We start from the raw sequence: 18246 nt of genomic DNA on the forward strand, positions 1-18246 counted from the left end.
TGAGTGAAATAATCAATTACATTTTAATTACGCCATTTTCCAAAAAAGTACCCAAAAGTGAAGCATGACGTACTTTAAATATACATAAAAATGCTTCTAACTCGTTACGAAAACGTTAGATGACGTATTTTTGACGTAGTAAAAACTACGATTTTAACATAAAAGCGAAGTGTTTACTGAATATTCATCAAATAATCAGTCAAGGATTTGTCATTATCTAAATCAAGCTTCTTTTTAAGCCTGTATCTATGTGTTTCTACGCCTCTTACAGAAATGTTCATTAATGGCGCTATTTCTTTAGTAGTTAAATTCATCTTAATGTAGGCACAAATCTTGAGATCTTTTTGCGTAAGTACCGGATGCATCCTTTTCAATTCTTTAAAGAATTCTTCATGCACTTGATTGAAATTATATTCAAAAATTTCCCACTCATCATCATGACCTATGGATCCGTCAATACGCTTCACTAACTTTTTATACGCAAAGACATTTCCAAATTCCTTTTTATTAGCCCCTAACTCCTTTTTAAGATCTTGGAGTGTTTCATTTTTCTTGACCAAGGCCATTGCAGTATTTGCTAATTGTTTGCTTTTCAATTTAACTTCATTCTTCAATGTTTGATTTTTTAACTCTACCAAGTTCTTTTCATTTTCTAAAGCCTTCTCCTTTAACAGCTGCTCTTGTTCCAATTCAAACTTTTCCTGCATTAATCTCTGTTCCTTCGAGACTTTTCGACGATGGAAAAAAATGATAAACCCAATTATGACTAAAATGAGAATGACGTACAATCCAAACCCTAAAGAACTCTTATACCAAGGAGGAAGTATCACAAAGGCGACTTCAACAGGTTCCGATTCATCTCCAAAACTATTTACCGCTTTCACAAGAACGGTATGCTTCCCATCTGGTAAACTTGAAAACTCCAAAAGCTGATTTTCCAATTCGTACCATTGATTTTCATCATTGTTTACCCATTTATAAGCGAAGAAATAATCCTTTGAACGTGGAGAGGTAAATGCCAAGGAAATATTGGACTTAAACGGAAAATCAAAATTCCCCTTATCAATATCAACTAGTTCCCTGTTGACGCTAAGTGTTTCTAATTGTGGTTTTTCAACATCATGATTGGCTCTAAATTGTTGCTCATTTATCATTAAAAATCCATCATTCAAATTAAGAGCGGAAATGGAGTCATTTATTCTTGAAATTTTCTCATATCCAACAATTAATCGATTTCTCAAAAAAGAACTGGTAATAGAAAGTTGATTTGCTTCTCCTAAAATAGATTTAAAATGAATGACTTCCCTTCCATCTTTGATAACCAAATCCTCTTGATCATCCTCAGAAATTATATAGGCATCTTGACCCAATTTATCCTCCAAAACCTTGTAGGGAACAATAGAGTCCAACAAAGGTTCATACTTCTGCCAACCACGATTGGTCTTAAAAAAGATATCATTCTTAATCCTATAGATCCTAACATTGTAATCAGAGAGTAATCCTTTCTTACTATAATCCGTTATATTTTCTATGGTATCAAAAGCACTATCAAATTGGACCTTATATAGTCCTTTATAGGCATGAGCGACCCAAGCACTGTTTGAATTTTCAAATACAAGGAACCTCGAAGGAATCGTGGTCCTTCCTAAATTCTTCACATCCCATTTTTCATCACCAAGTCTTCTATAACGGACTAGGCCCGTATAAGTACCTTGTATATATAAATCATTTTTTTCAGGTACCTTTTTAATTACCCACCCCCCAGTATGATTTGATAAGGGAATAATAGTCTTATTGTCTACTAAAAAAGTCCCATTATTATGACCACAAAACAACTGACCTTCAATTTCTACAAGATCCCAAACTTGACCTTGGGAATCTTCAATAAATACCAATTCCCCTTTCTCATCTAAATAAAATAGCCCTGTATTACTACCTACATATATTACGCCCTCATGCTCAATGACATCGTATACAGCACCAAGTTTTCCAGTTATATCCTTATAAAAATAAGCATTGGCATTAAGTTCAACATAAGACAATCCATTATCCAACCCACACCACAAACCGAAGCTACCATCATAATCCAAGCTTAAAACGGTATTATTAATAAACCCATTTTCTTTATTAATATGAAAAAGCACGTTTCCCCTATCATCGGTTATATAAAGGCCATTTTTTATTGTACCAAAAATCATTTGACCGTTGGTATCTTCCGTAAATACATTTAACTGATGTTGCTCCAATAAATCATTGATTTCTGAATTCCATGGTTTAAGAGCTCCGTTGGAATAAATGAAACAACCTTTGAGTCCAGTAAATAGATATAATGAAGCCCCTTTCTTTAAAATGGAAATCACTTTGGTATCAACCAACAAAGGGTCAAAAATTTCAGGCACCAGAACATTATTATCCAATATAAAAACGCCTCTTTTTAACGTTGAAACATAAACTTGACCCTCCACAATATCCATTGATATTAGAGTGGAACTAGCATTTTTCTTATCAACCTTAATTAATTCACCATCATTATAGATATATATGTTGGTAAAGGATTGAAATAGCACCTGACCATTAATCGACAAAATCTTCCAAAATTCCTGATCTTTATAAGTTTCCTCTTCCAAGGAAGAACTTAAGGAAGTATAGGCCAACACTCCAAATTCATTCTTTTCCCAATAACCGAATTCCTCATACGATCCAGTGAAAATTTTACCATCAGCAACATGAACAGACCTTATAATGGTTTTATTGGGCATCTCATAAAATTTCCAAACCATTCCATCAAACTCCAACAACCCTTCATTATTTGCTACATAAAGTTTACCACTATTACCTTTTGCCACACCCCAATTTTGATTACCAGCACGATAGTCTGAAATGGAATAGTTTTTAAAGTATGGCGTATACTGAGCATGAGAAAAAATGGAAACCAAAAACAAACTAAAAGTCACCAGGCACAATCTAAAGTTCATTTTATAATTTGATGTCATTGCTAACATTTCACAAGGATATTATTAAAGAATGGAATGAATTTATATATATGTTCAATTTAAAAAAAATCAATTGAAAATTCTTCGTAAAACTAATAATCCTCTCCCTTATAAACCCCTTATTCTCTCTTGTTTGTTCAAATAATTATTTAATTTTGCACATCAAATTTTTTTCAATGTTTAGAAGTCATACTTGTGGTGAATTAAGAGCATCACATATTAATACAGAAGTGACCCTATCTGGATGGGTCCAAAAAGTCAGAGATAAAGGATTTATGGTTTGGGTAGATTTAAGAGACCGCTATGGCATCACCCAATTGATTCTTGACGAAGAACGAACTCCTGAATCCATTATGGAAAAGGCTCAAAAATTGGGTAGGGAATTTGTTATCCAAGTAACGGGGACCGTTATCGAACGAAGCTCAAAAAATCCAAATCTGGCTACTGGTGACATTGAAATTTTAGTTAAAGAATTAGCCATATTAAATCAAGCAAATCTTCCTCCATTTACTATTGAGGATGAAACGGATGGTGGTGAGGAATTACGAATGAAATATCGTTATTTAGATATTCGTAGAAATCCCGTCAAGAATAGCTTGATTTTTAGACATAAAGTAACACAGGAAGTTAGAAATTATCTTTCTAAAGAAGGTTTTATTGAAGTTGAAACGCCATATCTTATTAAATCTACTCCAGAAGGCGCCAGAGACTTTGTTGTTCCGTCAAGAATGAATCCTGGTGAGTTTTATGCTTTACCTCAATCACCACAAACCTTCAAACAATTGTTAATGGTTGGTGGCATGGACAAGTACTTTCAAATTGTAAAGTGTTTTAGAGATGAAGACCTACGAGCCGATAGACAGCCAGAATTCACCCAAATAGACTGTGAAATGGCTTTTGTGGAGCAAGAAGACATTTTAGATGCTTTTGAAGGTTTGACTAGACACCTACTTAAGGAAATTCATGGTATTGAAATAAGTAAGTTCCCAAGAATGACTTATGACGAAGCCATGAAAAAATATGGAAACGACAAACCAGATATTCGATTTGGAATGGAGTTTGGAGAGCTGAATGAAGTTTCCCAACACAAAGATTTCAATGTTTTTAACCAAGCTGAATTGGTAGTAGGGATTGCAGTTCCAAATGGCAATAGCTATACCCGCAAGGAAATCGATAAACTTATCGATTGGGTAAAACGACCACAGATTGGAGCCCTAGGAATGGTTTACTGCCGTTACAATGAAGACGGGACTTTTAAATCGTCAGTCGATAAATTTTACGATGAAACAGATTTCGAGCAATGGGCTCAATTAACGGGAGCCAAACCAGGCGACCTAATCTGTATTCTATCTGGTGACAAAAATAAAGTAAGAGCGCAAATGAGTGCCCTAAGAATGGAATTAGCAGAACAACTTGGATTAAGGAATCCAAAGGAATTTGCTCCATTGTGGGTTGTTGATTTTCCGCTATTGGAATGGGATGAAGAAACCGAAAGATTCCATGCAATGCACCACCCATTTACATCTCCAAAACCAGGACAATTGGAATTATTGAAGACAAAACCTGGAGAAGTAAAGGCCAATGCCTACGACCTCGTTTTAAATGGAAACGAAATAGGAGGAGGATCCATCAGAATCCATGATAAGAAAACACAGTCCCTAATGTTTGATTATCTGGGATTCACTGAAGAAGAAGCCAAGGCTCAATTTGGCTTTTTAATGAATGCTTTTGAATATGGCGCACCACCTCATGGAGGTTTAGCTTTTGGATTAGACAGATTAGTTGCTATCTTAGGGGGACAAGAAACAATTAGAGACTTTATCGCATTCCCTAAAAACAATGCCGGTAGAGACGTAATGATTGATGCTCCTGCTCCTATTGACAACATGCAACTAGAGGAACTAAGTCTAAAAGTTAAACATCATGAAAAATAAGGTACATAAAAAACTAAATGAGCTAGAATCAACAGCCATTTGTGGAAACGATATTAGCTCATCTGTTTTATATGTATCTGCTTTAGCCATTGCTTATGCTGGACAATATGCCTGGATTACCTTGCTTATTGTTTCGTTGGTCCTATTTTTATTCCGCCGAATATATGGTGAAGTCGTTGGAGCCCTTCCTTTAAACGGAGGAGCTTACAATGCCCTTTTGAACACCACTAGTAAATTCATGGCATCTTTTGCAGCAACGCTCACCATACTTTCATATATGGCTACAGCCGTTATTTCTGCAAACGAAGCCATACATTATTTGCACCATTTGGTTCCCGCAATGCCCATTATACTATCAACCGTGGCTTTGTTGGGAGTCTTTGCATTATTAACTATTGGTGGAATTACAGAATCTTCCAAGGTTGCTATTGGCATCTTTCTTTTTCATTTGATTTCTTTACTGATTCTGACAGGTTTTATAGCTTTCTATTTATTTCAAAATGGCATTTCCATATTTTTTGAAAATTGGAATTTTGAATTAGCCGGAGGCAGTATTTGGATTGCTATTTTCCTTGGATTTTCCGCATCCATGTTGGGCGTTTCAGGGTTTGAAAGTTCTGCAAACTTTGTTGAAGAACAACAAAAAGGAGTCTTTCCTAAAACTTTAAGAAACATGTGGGGTATTGTTAGCATTATCAATCCTCTTATGGCTTTGTTTGCCTTAGCATTGTTTACAATCCCTGTTTTGAGAGGTGATGATTATCAAAATACCTTATTAGTTGAAATGGCTAATTTAGTTGGAGGGAATTGGGTCGCCATTCTCATTTCTATTGATGCCTTTTTAGTTTTGAGTGGAGCTGTTCTTACAAGTTTTGTGGGTGTTTCTGGATTGTTGGAGCGTATGACCCTAGACAGAATCATGCCTCAGTTCTTCCTCAAAAAGAATAAAAAAGGAAGTTCTTACCGAATCATTATTATGTTCTTTCTACTTACCGTTTCGGTTTTAATGATAACCCAAGGTGAAGTAAGTCTTTTAGCCGGTGTTTACACCATTTCCTTTTTATCGGTTATGGCCCTATTCGGGATTGGAAATATTTTATTAAAGGTTAAAAGAGAATCCCTTCCTAGGCCAGAGAAGGCTCGATGGCCGGCGGTATTCATTGCCATTTTAGGTGTTCTAATAGCCTTACTTGGGAACATTTTAATGAATCCAAAGGAAGGAAATCCAAGCAACGTAAACGTATTTTTAAGCTATTTTATACCCTTCATGATATTCATCATCTTCATGTTGAATAGAACCTTAGTTTTAAAATTGCTACTTAAATTTATCCACTACATGTTTGACCCAATTAGAAGAGGCGTCTACAAAATGGATAGAAATATTCTCAACTTCATAGACAAAATAAACCAGCAGGAATTTGTCTTTTTTACCAGGGGAGATAACATTGCCGCTTTAAACAAAGTCATGCTTTACATTACAAAAAATGAGCACACCCGAAAAATCAAAATTGTTCATGTAGTGAAACCGGGACATCAAGTTCCAGAAAACTTGGCCGTTGAAATTGACTTTTTAGATAGGGAATATCCTAAAATCAAATTGGAACTAATCATTGAAGAAGGAGAATTTAACCCTGAACTCATTCAAGAATTATCAAAGCGCTGGAAAATCCCAGTCAACTTTATGTTTATTGGTTCTCCTGGAGACAAATTCAGTTATAAGGTTGAAGAATTAGGAGGCGTAAGACTAGTGATTTAAATATGGCACAATTCTTTAAAAAAACCTTGACAACCTTTTTGTTTTGGAGAATCAAGCATATCTCTAACAAACAGTTCATATACCTTTTAAGCATGCTGGTGGGGTTTACCTCAGGAGTAGGTGCCGTCTTATTGAAGAACTTCACCCACTTTATACAACATATATTAGAAAGTAATATCATTCAATATTACCATCATGCCTTTTATTTCTTGTTTCCAATCATTGGGTTCACATTGGTTTACCTTATCATAACTTACGTGATTAGAAATCGGGTAAGTCATGGTATTCCTTCAACCCTTTATGCTATTGCAAAGAGAAAAGGTATTATGAAGCAATACCAGATGTTTGGCTCCCTTCTTACAGCTCCAATAACAGTAGGGTTTGGTGGATCGGTGGGATTAGAAGGCCCCACTGTTGCCACTGGAGCAGCTATTAGCTCCAACATTTCCAGATTATTTCACATGAACCAAAATGCTAGGAATTTGCTAATTGGTTGTGCCGCAGCTGGAGCACTCTCTTCCATTTTCAAGGCCCCTATTGCTGCCATCATATTTGCGATTGAAGTTTTTAGTCTTGATTTAACCATTACCTCTTTACTTCCATTACTATTAGCATCCTTGTCAGCCATTTTAACGTCCTATTTCTTTTTTGGCAATGATGTTTTGTTACCGTTTAGAATTACTGAAAACTTTGATTTGAAAGACATACCCTTTTTCCTAATCTTAGGTATAATAAGCGCTTTGGTTTCCATGTATTTTACAGAAGTATATGACCGAATACAGAAGCTCTTTGATCAGATTAACTCTAATGTTATGAGGCTCATCATTGGGGGGGTGATTATTGGAGTTTTAGTTTACTTCATACCGCCACTTTATGGTGAAGGTTTCGACGTGATGAACAATTTAATTGCTGGTGATCCAGAAAAAGCACTTCAAAACAATTTTTTAGGCCTGGACCTGACTGAATTTTGGGTTGTTATTTTCCTAATGGCTGGATTGGTTATGTTTAAAATTATTGCTTCAGCGGTAACATTTGGAGCTGGAGGTGTTGGTGGAATTTTTGCCCCTACCCTATTTATGGGAAGTATTATGGGAAATTGCATAGCGCGTATTATTAACAAATTTGAGATTTTCGGATTACAAGTATCAGAAACCAATTTCACATTGGTAGGAATGGCAGGACTGATGGCTGGTGTCTTACACGCGCCACTTACCGCTATATTCTTAATTGCTGAAGTCACTGGAGGATATGAGTTATTCATCCCCTTGATGCTTACTTCAACGATTTCTTTTGCCTTGACCAAATACTTCTATCCACATTCTGTTTACACCATGGAATTAGGCAGAAAAGGAGAGTTAATAACTCACGACAAGGATCATGCAGTATTGAGTTTGATGGACATTGATAAAGTAGTAGAAACAAACTTTATCCCAGTTACGGGCGACATGACCTTAGGACAAATAGTTCACGAAGCTGTTATTAAATCTAACCGTAATATTTTCCCTGTGATTCACAGGGACACTAAAAAATTAAAAGGCATCATCCTCTTGGATGACATACGCCCAATCATGTTTGATCGATCACTTTATGAAGAGGTGATTGCTAAGGACATCATGCAGATTCCTCCAGAAGTTATTGACCTGAATAAAGACAAGATGATATCCATTATGAAAAAGTTTCAAGACAGTAATGCATGGAATCTCCCTGTCACAAAAGATGGCGAATACATTGGCTTTATTTCCAAGTCGAAATTACTTACTGTTTACCGAAGAAAACTAATTGATATTACCCATTAAATGAAACCCATTAAAATCATCACTTTTATCTTTTTTGTAGCCTCCTTGACAAGCATTCTATGTGGCTTTATACTAGATGTGGATTTTTCCCAAAAATTAATTGGATTTGGATGCCTTGGGTTGTTTTTTATTGTCTTTCCACTCTTCTCTTATTACAGATGGAAGGACAAGAATATGAAAGACTATATGCTGACCAAAGAAAATATTGACAAAATGCGGGAATCGCAAAGAAGAAATAAACACTAATTCAAATTTCTTTTTTCTATAAAAAACCGCTTCATCAATTTTGCCGCTTCATCAGCCAGAATACCTCCTTCCATTTTGGTTTTAGGATGTAATTTCGTTTTTAGATTGATACACCCTCTTTCTTCATCCCGAGCACCAAAGACAATATGACCTATTTGGCTCCAATAAAGAGCTCCTGCACACATTTGACATGGCTCAAGGGTCACATATAACGTGCAATTGTGAAGATATTTACCTCCAAGGAAATTTGATGCTGATGTGATGGCCTGCATTTCTGCATGGGCAGTCACGTCATTTAATAACTCAGTTAAATTGTGGGCTCTAGCAATAATTCTATTCTCTATTACAATAACCGCTCCCACAGGTATTTCACCTTTTTCAAAGGCGACTTCAGCTTCTTGAAGTGCTTTCTTCATGAAATATTGATGATCAAACAAACCTTCCATAGGATAAAAATAAAAAAAGGCAGCTAAGAATAAGCTGCCTTTTTTATAAATCTAAAGTTCAATTTACTTTTTAACGATCTTCTTATTTACATTTAAAGAAGTACCTTTTATATTCAATATATAAATTCCAGATTGTAATTGACTCATATCCATATGAGCTGCATCTACTAAATTAGCTTGTTGCGTCAAAACTGATCTACCATTCATATCTGTTAAGGTAAGGGTTACATTACCTACGCTTGTAGCAGTTTTAATGTAAAGCATACCATTTGTTGGATTAGGATACACATTAAATTGATTAAAGTTGAAATCCTCTACACTTAAAGAAGTACAGTTTTGAAGCGTTTCATCATTTTCATCAGGCATTGAGAAATCTTCAACTTGATCTGTCATCAAGAAAGGTAGCCCTTGTGAAGCTCCTGCTCCCAATCCTCTATTAGCAAACACTTCCCAAATCAAACATTGATCTTCACCTCCAGTAAGAGCCATATCAGCTTGTAAAATAGCATTTCTTCCAGTAACAAATCCAGGATTACAAGGCTGTAATTTCATTCCATCCATTACTACTTGCATCACTTTATTATTTCCACCATCACCATTCATTAGGTCAGGATCAAATCCATACTTGTCCACATATGCCCATGTTAAATCCCATAGCATCGTAGCCCATACAAAACCTATATTATGAACAATCTCATTCCAGGACACTTCTTCTCCGTTAATGGTACCAAGAACTGTATCATCATTAGTAGCGCCATAGGTAAAGTCATTAATAGCAAAATCTGTACTGTATGGAGCTGGCCTCAAACCACTACCATCCGTATCTTGAGCCAAAACAAAAGTAGCAATAGCCTTTGCGTCTGTTGGTTGATCTGTTGACGTCATTGTCATCATCAAAGCTACCCAGTCAGACCATCCTTCACCCATTTGTTCCGCATTACCTAAACAACCTGTGTTATTAGCTCCACCTGTAAGTCTATTTGAGATTCCATGACCGTATTCGTGTGCCATAACGCCATTATCAAAGCTACCGTCAATATTAAATACCTCATCCAATACGATTGTAGCATTGATAGTTTCTCCTCCTAACAAGGCATCAATAATTGGCTGACCATCTGCATTGTTAACAAAAATTGAAGGAATTGTGAACGCAGGAACAGACTGTCCAGCCATTGTCACATATTCTACATAATCTGGATCATTAGTTGGATTGTTATGATTTACCATAATCACGGCAACCGCACCAGCATCTTGAGCGTTTTGAATTTTATCAACAAACGTACAGTTACCTCTTTTGATCACCGCAATTTTACCTGTAACATCAGCTCCATTTACTAAGGCATTACATCCCTCTGTAGGAGCCCCAGTACCATCATCAACAACTACAAGGTCGGCTGTAACTGGAATAGAACTTGGTCCTGTAATGTTGTTTCCTGGTCCCGTAGCTGGTAAAGCAGCAATGTAACCTCCAGCTAAATCACCGGTATTAATAGTAAGTGGTTGGGGAATAGCATTATCTGCACTATCCCATAAAAACATTCTCATAGAAGGATTGGATCCATCTGGAGGTGTTCCAAATGTAGCATTGTTCATTCCAGAACCATCTTGACCATCTGCAAAAACATAATCATTACCTGCTCCTCCATTTCCGTAGTTGTTACTTTGGAAGTTTCCACTTGCTTCATCAAAGCCATAATGATACCAAACATCGTGCATCATATTATTGGCGTAAAACAAATTGGTAATTGCAGCGTCTACATATCCTGCAGGTTGTTGCTCAAAATCAAGTGGAAAATCAAAAGATAAGGTTTCCAATCCATCAGGAGCATATCCCGTTCCATTATTACCATCTTGATCCTCTTGGGCCCAAACATTGTTTCCTCTAGTAATTGTGTATTCTGCACCAGCAACACCATCAGTATCATGCCATCCATAAGGAGATGCAATATCATTAGAGGGCTCAGACAATAAACTTCTTGAACCATGATTAGGGCTTTCAACAGGATAAGGATAAACATTATATTCAGATCCATCTGCAGTTAAAGTTGCTGCCTTAAATAATGAGAAAGCCTTTTCGTTTGTTCCTTTTCCATGAGCAGCGGCACTGTGATTTACATGCTCTCCAAAATTACAGCTTAAAACCCAATCAGCAGTATCCAAAATACTTCCATCTTGTGCATCTACACGAATACTCCACCAGTGATTACCGTCCAAAGCTTCAACACTTACATCCCAAGCCAACTTTAACTCATTTGCTTCTTGATTGTAGAAGTATACCAATTTCACTGGAATGTTAGATCTAGAAATTCCTGCATTATTGAAAGTAATCTCATTTTCAAATGCTCCTATCTCTTCAAGTCCTTGTAAATTCCCAAGGTTAAATTCCATAGCTACTTTTTGCAAAGCTGCCTGAGCATTAATGCTTGGATATTGTGTATTAATTTTTTGAGCAATGTCCCCAATTAAATTGTTTGCATAATAAAAAACCGAATTATCTCTTAATGCGACACTAGAAATGGCATTAAAAATTTCAATTCCCTGATATCTTTGATTAAGATATAAATGCGTTAAATTAGATTTTTTAGAATATACCTCATGATTGATGTATAAATCAGAAAAATCATTGGCTGTAAATCCATATTCTCCCTTAATATTTTCTAGGTAAGAATTTACAACCGCATTGTAACGGGAATCCGCTAATCTCTTTTGTCCAAATGTCAGATTAAAACTGAGGCATATCAACAAAAAAGAAAAGAATCTTAAGTAACTTTTTTTCATTTTTAATTTTGTTTTGTTCCTTTTTTAGTTGAGAATGAGCAAATATAAGGGATGATGTATCTAATTTTATAATTTCTTAACAAAAAATATTCAAATTTAACTTTAATCCTTTTATTAGACTTCCCCTAAATTTGCATTTACAATTATCCATTGACACCAAATGATTTTAAATCAACTTCATAATATTGAAGATTTAAGGAATCTTTCAAAAGATGAACTTCCTACCTTAGCCAAGGAGCTCAGACAATATATTATACATGCAGTTGCCACCAAGGCAGGCCATTTGGGTGCTAGCTTAGGAGTAGTTGAGTTAACCATAGCTATCCATTACCTGTTTAAAACACCTAAGGATAAATTAATATGGGATGTAGGCCACCAGGCTTACGGACATAAAATACTAACTGGAAGAAAAAATGTATTTGATACCAACAGGCAACTACATGGTATCAGTGGTTTTCCTAAAATATCAGAAAGTCCCTTTGACGCTTTTGGAACAGGCCATTCATCAACTTCTATATCTGCCATTCTTGGAATGGCAAAAGCAGCCCAACTAAGAAATGAGAATAGACAACATATCGCTGTCATTGGAGATGCTTCCATTGTCAGTGGAATGGCATTTGAGGCTTTAAATCATGCTAGTGTGTCTGGAGCCAATGTACTAATTATTTTGAATGACAATGGCATTGGGATTGACTGGAGTGTAGGTGCTCTAAAAGAGCATTTTAAAAACTTATCCCCAAACTCCGATCAAAACATTTTCAAAGCACTTGGGTTATTTTACACTGGGCCAATTGATGGTCATGACCTACCTGTATTAATGACGGCGCTGGAAGATTTAAAAAATATTCCAGGCCCTAAATTATTACATGTCAAAACTGTAAAAGGAAAAGGCCTAAAGCAAGCTGAATTAGACCAAGTAACTTATCATGCTCCAGGAAAATTTGACTCGGTCACCGGTGAATTATTTCAAAAGTCAGACCTTCCAACACCCCCCAAATTTCAAGATGTTTTTGGTTATACTCTATTAGAACTCGCCAAAACTAATGAAAAGATTATTGGAATCACCCCAGCAATGCCTTCAGGCAGTTCTCTAAAATATATGATGGCTGAAATTCCTGAAAGAGCCTTTGATGTAGGGATTGCTGAACAACATGCGGTCACCTTTTCCGCTGGTTTAGCAGCAGATGGTTTCATACCCTATTGCAATATTTATTCAACATTTTTACAGCGAGGATACGATCAAGTCATTCACGATGTTGCCTTACAAAATCTTCCAGTAATATTTTGCTTGGATAGAGCTGGACTGGTAGGAGAAGATGGAGCAACCCACCATGGTATTTTTGACATAGCTTATCTAAGAAGCATTCCGAATTTAATATTTTTTGCTCCTAGAAATGAAGAAGAACTACGCAATATCCTTTTCACGGTCCAGTTGGAGTTAATAGCTCCCATCGCCATAAGGTATCCTAGAGGAAGAGGAAGAAATATTAATTGGGAAAGCCCCTTCCAATCCATTGAAATAGGAAAAGGAATTTGCTTAAAGCAAGGAGAAAAACTAGCTATCATATCTTTAGGAACTATGGCATACAATGTTGCGGATGCCCTTTCTGATTTAAGGAATTTGAATATCGCTCATTATGATATGCGTTTTATAAAGCCTTTGGACACAGACCTTTTACATGAAATATTCAATAAATTTCAATCCATTATCACTGTTGAGGACGGCATTATAACTGGAGGATTTGGTAGTGCCATTTTAGAATTTGCAAATGAACATGACTATACTAATCGTATAAAAATTTTGGGAGTTCCAGATCAATTTATTGAACAAGGAACGATTCCAGAACTCCAAAAAATATGTGGTATTGATACTGAATCCATTAAAAACTGCATCTTGAAAGAACTAAATTACAAATAAGTTCCTTTTATCTTTTTGTGAGTCAGAATGGCATTACTATCTGATAGTTTTGCTACATAATTACAAACCATCATCAACATTTCATAAGTTGTCATGTTCTCATGTAATGAAAGATGTTTTTCTAAAGTCTTTAGGATAAGTTTATCATAATTGGATGTTTCCCCTTTCATAAAGTTATCTAACGCCTTGGTGTAGACAGTTAAAAGATCATTCAAAACTTCATACCCTGCTATCTCCTTCCCAATAACTTCCTCGGATTGATAAACTTGTTTTACACTTAATTTAATAATGTCGGAAATTTGGGCTTCATATTGACATTTATCCAACAGGGAAACACCGAACTCATTTTTTAATATGCTTTCCTCGTTTTTCACAAAGACATCCACGGCCTCATTGATAAGTGTATTAATTGCTAACGCTCTTAAATAACTAACACGATCCTTGGTATTGGTTAATTGGTGGTACTTATTAGCATTTATGGAATCCCTGACCAAATTAATCAAATATTCCAAAGCATATTCTTCTTGAATAAGCCCCATATTTATTCCATCTTCAAAATCAATTATAGTATAGCAAATATCATCGGCTGCCTCAACCAAATATGTTAATGGGTGGCGTCCAAAACTAACTGTGGAACCAGTTCTAGTTTCAATCAAACCTAAATCACTTGCCACATCCATAAAGGCGTCCTTTTCACTCTGGAAAAAACCAAACTTTTTATCTGCGATATGCTTAGTAGGCCTTTTAGGTAGAGATTCTTTTGGGTACTTCATAAATGCACCCAAAGTAGCATAACTCAACCGAAGGCCTCCTTCCCTACCGGCTCTACTTTCAGTTAGAATCTTGAAACCATTGGCATTTCCTTCAAAATCACATAAATCTTGAAACTCCTTATCACTTAATACCTCTTTAAATCGAAATCCCTTACCAGTTTTAAAAAATTCCCCGATAGCCTTTTCACCCGAGTGTCCAAATGGTGGATTCCCAATATCATGAGCCAAAGCGGCAGCTGCCACAATAGCACCAAAGTCATTCGCTTGATATCCATATATAGTAGTAAGATGGGGGTACTTTTCTATAATCTTTGCTCCAACTCTCCTACCCAGGGTTCTTCCTACCACACTTACCTCCAAACTATGAGTCAATCTGGTATGAACAAAATCTGTTTGTGACAATGGTATCACTTGGGTTTTATCCTGAAGACTTCTGAACTCTGATGAAAATATAATACGATCATAATCCACTTCAAATCCCAATCGGGTTTCATCCTGCTCATTCCTGAGCCTTTTATTTGTGTCTCCAAAACGTTTTAAAGAAAGTAATTGCTCCCAGTTCATATTAAAGATTTAATGCATCGCAATATAGCCATTACCATGTTAAAAAATTGTTTCGAAATTTAAAAAATATAGGTTTTACCTAACCTTTAGGTAACATTTTAATGAAGGATGTTTAACCTGTGATTAACTTAAACTTTACATAATCGAGGTTTCTTTGCCCCATGAAATTAAACCGAGAAATGAAACGACTTATATTCGTATTTACCTTATTAACTTCCATATTTACCTACGCTCAAGAATCAGGTTCTATCGTTGGTAAATTGACTGATAAAGAAGCTAATGATGAGCCATTGGTTTTTGCCAATGTATTAATTAAAGGGACCATTAAAGGAACAACTACTGATTTTGATGGTTTATATGCTTTAGAAAACATAGATCCTGGAACATACACCTTGGTATTTAGTTTTGTTGGTTATGAATCACAAGAAATCACTGTAACTGTTGAACCTGGAAAAGTAACAGAACTAAATGTACCTATGGGAGCAAATGCTGCTGCCTTAGACGAAATTGTAATCACTACAACAACAAAACGAGAAAGTGAGGTTGCCTTACTTTTAGAGCAAAAGAAAGCTGTTGAGATTAAACAAAGTATAGGAGCCGAAGAACTTTCAAGAAAAGGGGTGAGCGATGCCGCTGCGGCTGTTGCTAAAATATCTGGTATTTCTAAGCAAGAAGGTTCAAGTAACGTTTATGTGCGTGGTCTAGGCGACAGGTACCAAAACACCACGATGAATGGTTTAGCATTACCATCAAATGATGTTAACAAGAAAAATATCAATCTAGATCTTTTTTCTTCAGATATTATTGAAAATGTATCCATTAGTAAAGCTTATTCAAGCAAGTATTACGGTGACTTCTCTGCAGGTAATGTAGATGTTACTTCTAAAAATTACAAAGGTGATGGTATGCTGGAAGTATTTGTGGGAAGTGGATTCAATTCTAATGCTATCGATAAAAGCTTTGTTAGAAGTGAAGGAACAGGATATTTTGGATACTACGGAAGATACGAACACAATCCATTCGCCATTATTCTTTCTCATGGTATCGACCCAGTAGATGCAGGAACCCCAATTAATGTTACCTATGGTGCTTCGGGAGGTAAATCATTCGACTTTAAAAACGGTTCACGCTTGAGCTTGTTTGTTACCGGTTCTTTTGGAAACAATTTTGAATACCGTAAAGGTTCTAACATTGATTATACCCTAACAGAGAAAAAAGCCTTTGAAGATAGTGCAGAAGAGTATGAATATACCACAAACACTACTGCTATGGCAAACCTTAATTACCGTATTGATGACAACAATAAATTATCCTATAACTCTTTATTTATCAACAGTTCTTCAGATGTTGTTGGATACTACGGTATAGATGGTTTAGGAAGAAACCGTGATGGTATTGCTGATACAGATAAAGGATTTTATCAAATGAACGTTCAATTTGACCAAAATCAAATTTTTGTAAATCAAATCTTAGGAGAGCACACCTCAGGAAAAGTTGATTTAGATTGGGGATTGGGCTATAATGTTGTTTATGCCAAACAGCCAGATAGAAAACGTATCAGTTTAGAAAACTATGATTATGCTTTGGACAATGATCCAACTACTAATCCCATCTTCTATAGCAACGTTGCCTTTGACAACCAACGCTACTTCCAAAACATTGAAGATGAAGAGTACAATGGTCGATTAAACCTTGCTTACAACATCTCTGACGAATTCAAATTAAACTTTGGGTACAATGGAAGAAGCAAAACAAGAACATTTAATAACATACGCTACGGATATGACATTCTAGATAGTAATTATCAAATTACCAATGTAAATAATTTCAATGCCATTTTCACCTTAGATAACTTGAGAATTAATCCTGCTTCTGAGGAAGGCATATACGATATCAATGTTTTAAATCCTTACCCAGGATTATCAAACACCAACAGACCAGGTTTACCAGAAAACACTTATAAGGGTCTATTGAATATTCAATCTGGTTATTTAAATGCAGAAATCAAGGCTGGAAAGTGGTTATTTGTTCCAGGTGTAAGACTAGAATCTATTGATCAAAGTATTGAATACGATGTGATCAACTTAGGTTCAAATGGGGAAGACACAAAATCATTTTATGATAATTTCTTTCTACCTAGTTTAAATATTAAATATGCTTTAAATGATGATATGAACCTTAGACTTACAGGAAGTCAAACCATATCCTTACCAGAATTTAAAGAAGTTGCTCCATTCGTTTATGAGGATGTATCAACGAGAGTTGGTGGTAACCCAGATCTTTTAGAAGTAGGTTATTCAAAAGTTTATAACATCGACTTAAAGTACGAATGGTTTTTCAGTAAAAGTGAAATCTTTTCTATGGCAGGTTTTGCCAAAGAAATCAACGACCCCATCAACTTAGTGGTTGGTGCAGACGCGACAGGTACTCAACGTTACTTTAGAACTGGTGATAAGGCCCGCGTATATGGTGTTGAATTAGAGGTGAAGAAAAATTTAATCGCAGATGCTGATGATGAATCCATTCTATCTATGGGAATGAATGCCACCTACATGCATACACAACAAGATTTGTATTCTGAAATTGACGGCGACACCTATAATGTTGGATTCTCAAACCGTACTGAAGACGAACTACAAGGAGCCTCTCCATTCATTATTAATGCAGACATCAGTTTTTCACCTAATTTCAGCGCAAGTTATAAACCGGTTGCCAATTTAGTATTCTCATATTTTTCTGATAGAATTGATGCCTTAGGATCTGGTCAATTAGGAAATGTTATCGAAAAAGGTGTTCCTACTTTAGACTTTATCTGGAAAAACACCATTAATAAAAATTTTGAAATCAATCTTAGCGCAACCAATCTTTTAAATCCTAACATCGGATACTTCAGAGAAACAACTTTAGGAGATATTACTGTTAACTCGGTAAATGGGAAAGGTGTTTCAGACTATAAACGAGGTATGAATGTAGGATTACAACTTAAATACAATTTTTAACAACCCATAATTTTAACAATAGAAAAATAATTAAACTCGAAAA

General features: G+C 35.7%; 10 protein-coding genes. 6 read left to right on the forward strand and 4 right to left on the reverse strand.

The features are described from left to right. Positions 1 to 173: 173 nt before the first annotated feature. On the reverse strand, positions 174 to 2993 hold the full coding sequence (locus GZ212_RS00550; RefSeq protein ID WP_240923686.1) for a LuxR C-terminal-related transcriptional regulator: 2820 nt from the start codon (positions 2991 to 2993) through the stop codon (positions 174 to 176). A gap of 176 nt (positions 2994 to 3169) precedes the next feature. On the opposite strand from GZ212_RS00550, the gene aspS reads away from it, so the two are divergent. From aspS to GZ212_RS00570, 4 genes are read left to right on the forward strand one after another with little or no spacing between them, the layout of a single operon-like run. After that, on the forward strand, positions 3170 to 4927 hold the full coding sequence (aspS, locus tag GZ212_RS00555; protein WP_166956236.1) for an aspartate--tRNA ligase: 1758 nt from the start codon (positions 3170 to 3172) through the stop codon (positions 4925 to 4927). Continuing rightward, positions 4917 to 6683 carry an APC family permease gene (locus tag GZ212_RS00560; protein WP_166956239.1) on the forward strand — a complete coding sequence of 589 codons (1767 nt, stop codon included), beginning with the start codon at positions 4917 to 4919 and terminating at the stop codon, positions 6681 to 6683. The genes aspS and GZ212_RS00560 overlap by 11 nt, the downstream gene beginning before the upstream one ends. Positions 6684 to 6685: 2 nt before the next feature. After that, the gene (locus GZ212_RS00565; RefSeq protein ID WP_166956242.1) at positions 6686 to 8479 is read left to right on the forward strand and encodes a chloride channel protein; all 1794 of its coding nucleotides are present in this window, start codon (positions 6686 to 6688) and stop codon (positions 8477 to 8479) included. Further along, positions 8480 to 8725: a hypothetical protein gene (locus GZ212_RS00570; RefSeq protein WP_166956245.1), complete on the forward strand. Its 246-nt coding sequence runs from the start codon at positions 8480 to 8482 to the stop codon at positions 8723 to 8725. On the opposite strand, the gene GZ212_RS00575 is transcribed toward GZ212_RS00570, so the two are convergent. Further along, positions 8722 to 9171 (reverse strand): nucleoside deaminase, encoded by a 450-nt coding sequence (locus GZ212_RS00575; protein ID WP_166956247.1) that lies wholly within the window; start codon positions 9169 to 9171, stop codon positions 8722 to 8724. The two genes, GZ212_RS00570 and GZ212_RS00575, sit on opposite strands and share 4 nt — an antisense overlap. Positions 9172 to 9234: 63 nt before the next feature. Continuing rightward, the gene (locus GZ212_RS00580; RefSeq protein ID WP_166956250.1) at positions 9235 to 11949 is read right to left on the reverse strand and encodes a T9SS-dependent M36 family metallopeptidase; all 2715 of its coding nucleotides are present in this window, start codon (positions 11947 to 11949) and stop codon (positions 9235 to 9237) included. Between the two features lie 160 nt (positions 11950 to 12109). On the opposite strand from GZ212_RS00580, the gene GZ212_RS00585 reads away from it, so the two are divergent. Further along, the gene (locus GZ212_RS00585; protein WP_166956253.1) at positions 12110 to 13867 is read left to right on the forward strand and encodes a 1-deoxy-D-xylulose-5-phosphate synthase; all 1758 of its coding nucleotides are present in this window, start codon (positions 12110 to 12112) and stop codon (positions 13865 to 13867) included. On the opposite strand, the gene dgt is transcribed toward GZ212_RS00585, so the two are convergent. Further along, a complete protein-coding gene (gene dgt / locus GZ212_RS00590; RefSeq protein ID WP_166956256.1) occupies positions 13858 to 15204 on the reverse strand; it encodes a dGTP triphosphohydrolase in 1347 nt (448 codons plus the stop codon). The genes GZ212_RS00585 and dgt overlap by 10 nt on opposite strands. Before the next feature lie 179 nt (positions 15205 to 15383). Here dgt and GZ212_RS00595 point away from each other — a divergent pair, with 179 nt between their 5' ends. Then, positions 15384 to 18203 (forward strand): TonB-dependent receptor, encoded by a 2820-nt coding sequence (locus tag GZ212_RS00595; protein WP_166956259.1) that lies wholly within the window; start codon positions 15384 to 15386, stop codon positions 18201 to 18203. The last annotated feature ends 43 nt before the right edge of the window (positions 18204 to 18246 follow it).

The organism is Mangrovimonas sp. CR14, from assembly GCF_011764015.1.
GTDB lineage: Bacteria > Bacteroidota > Bacteroidia > Flavobacteriales > Flavobacteriaceae > Mangrovimonas > Mangrovimonas futianensis.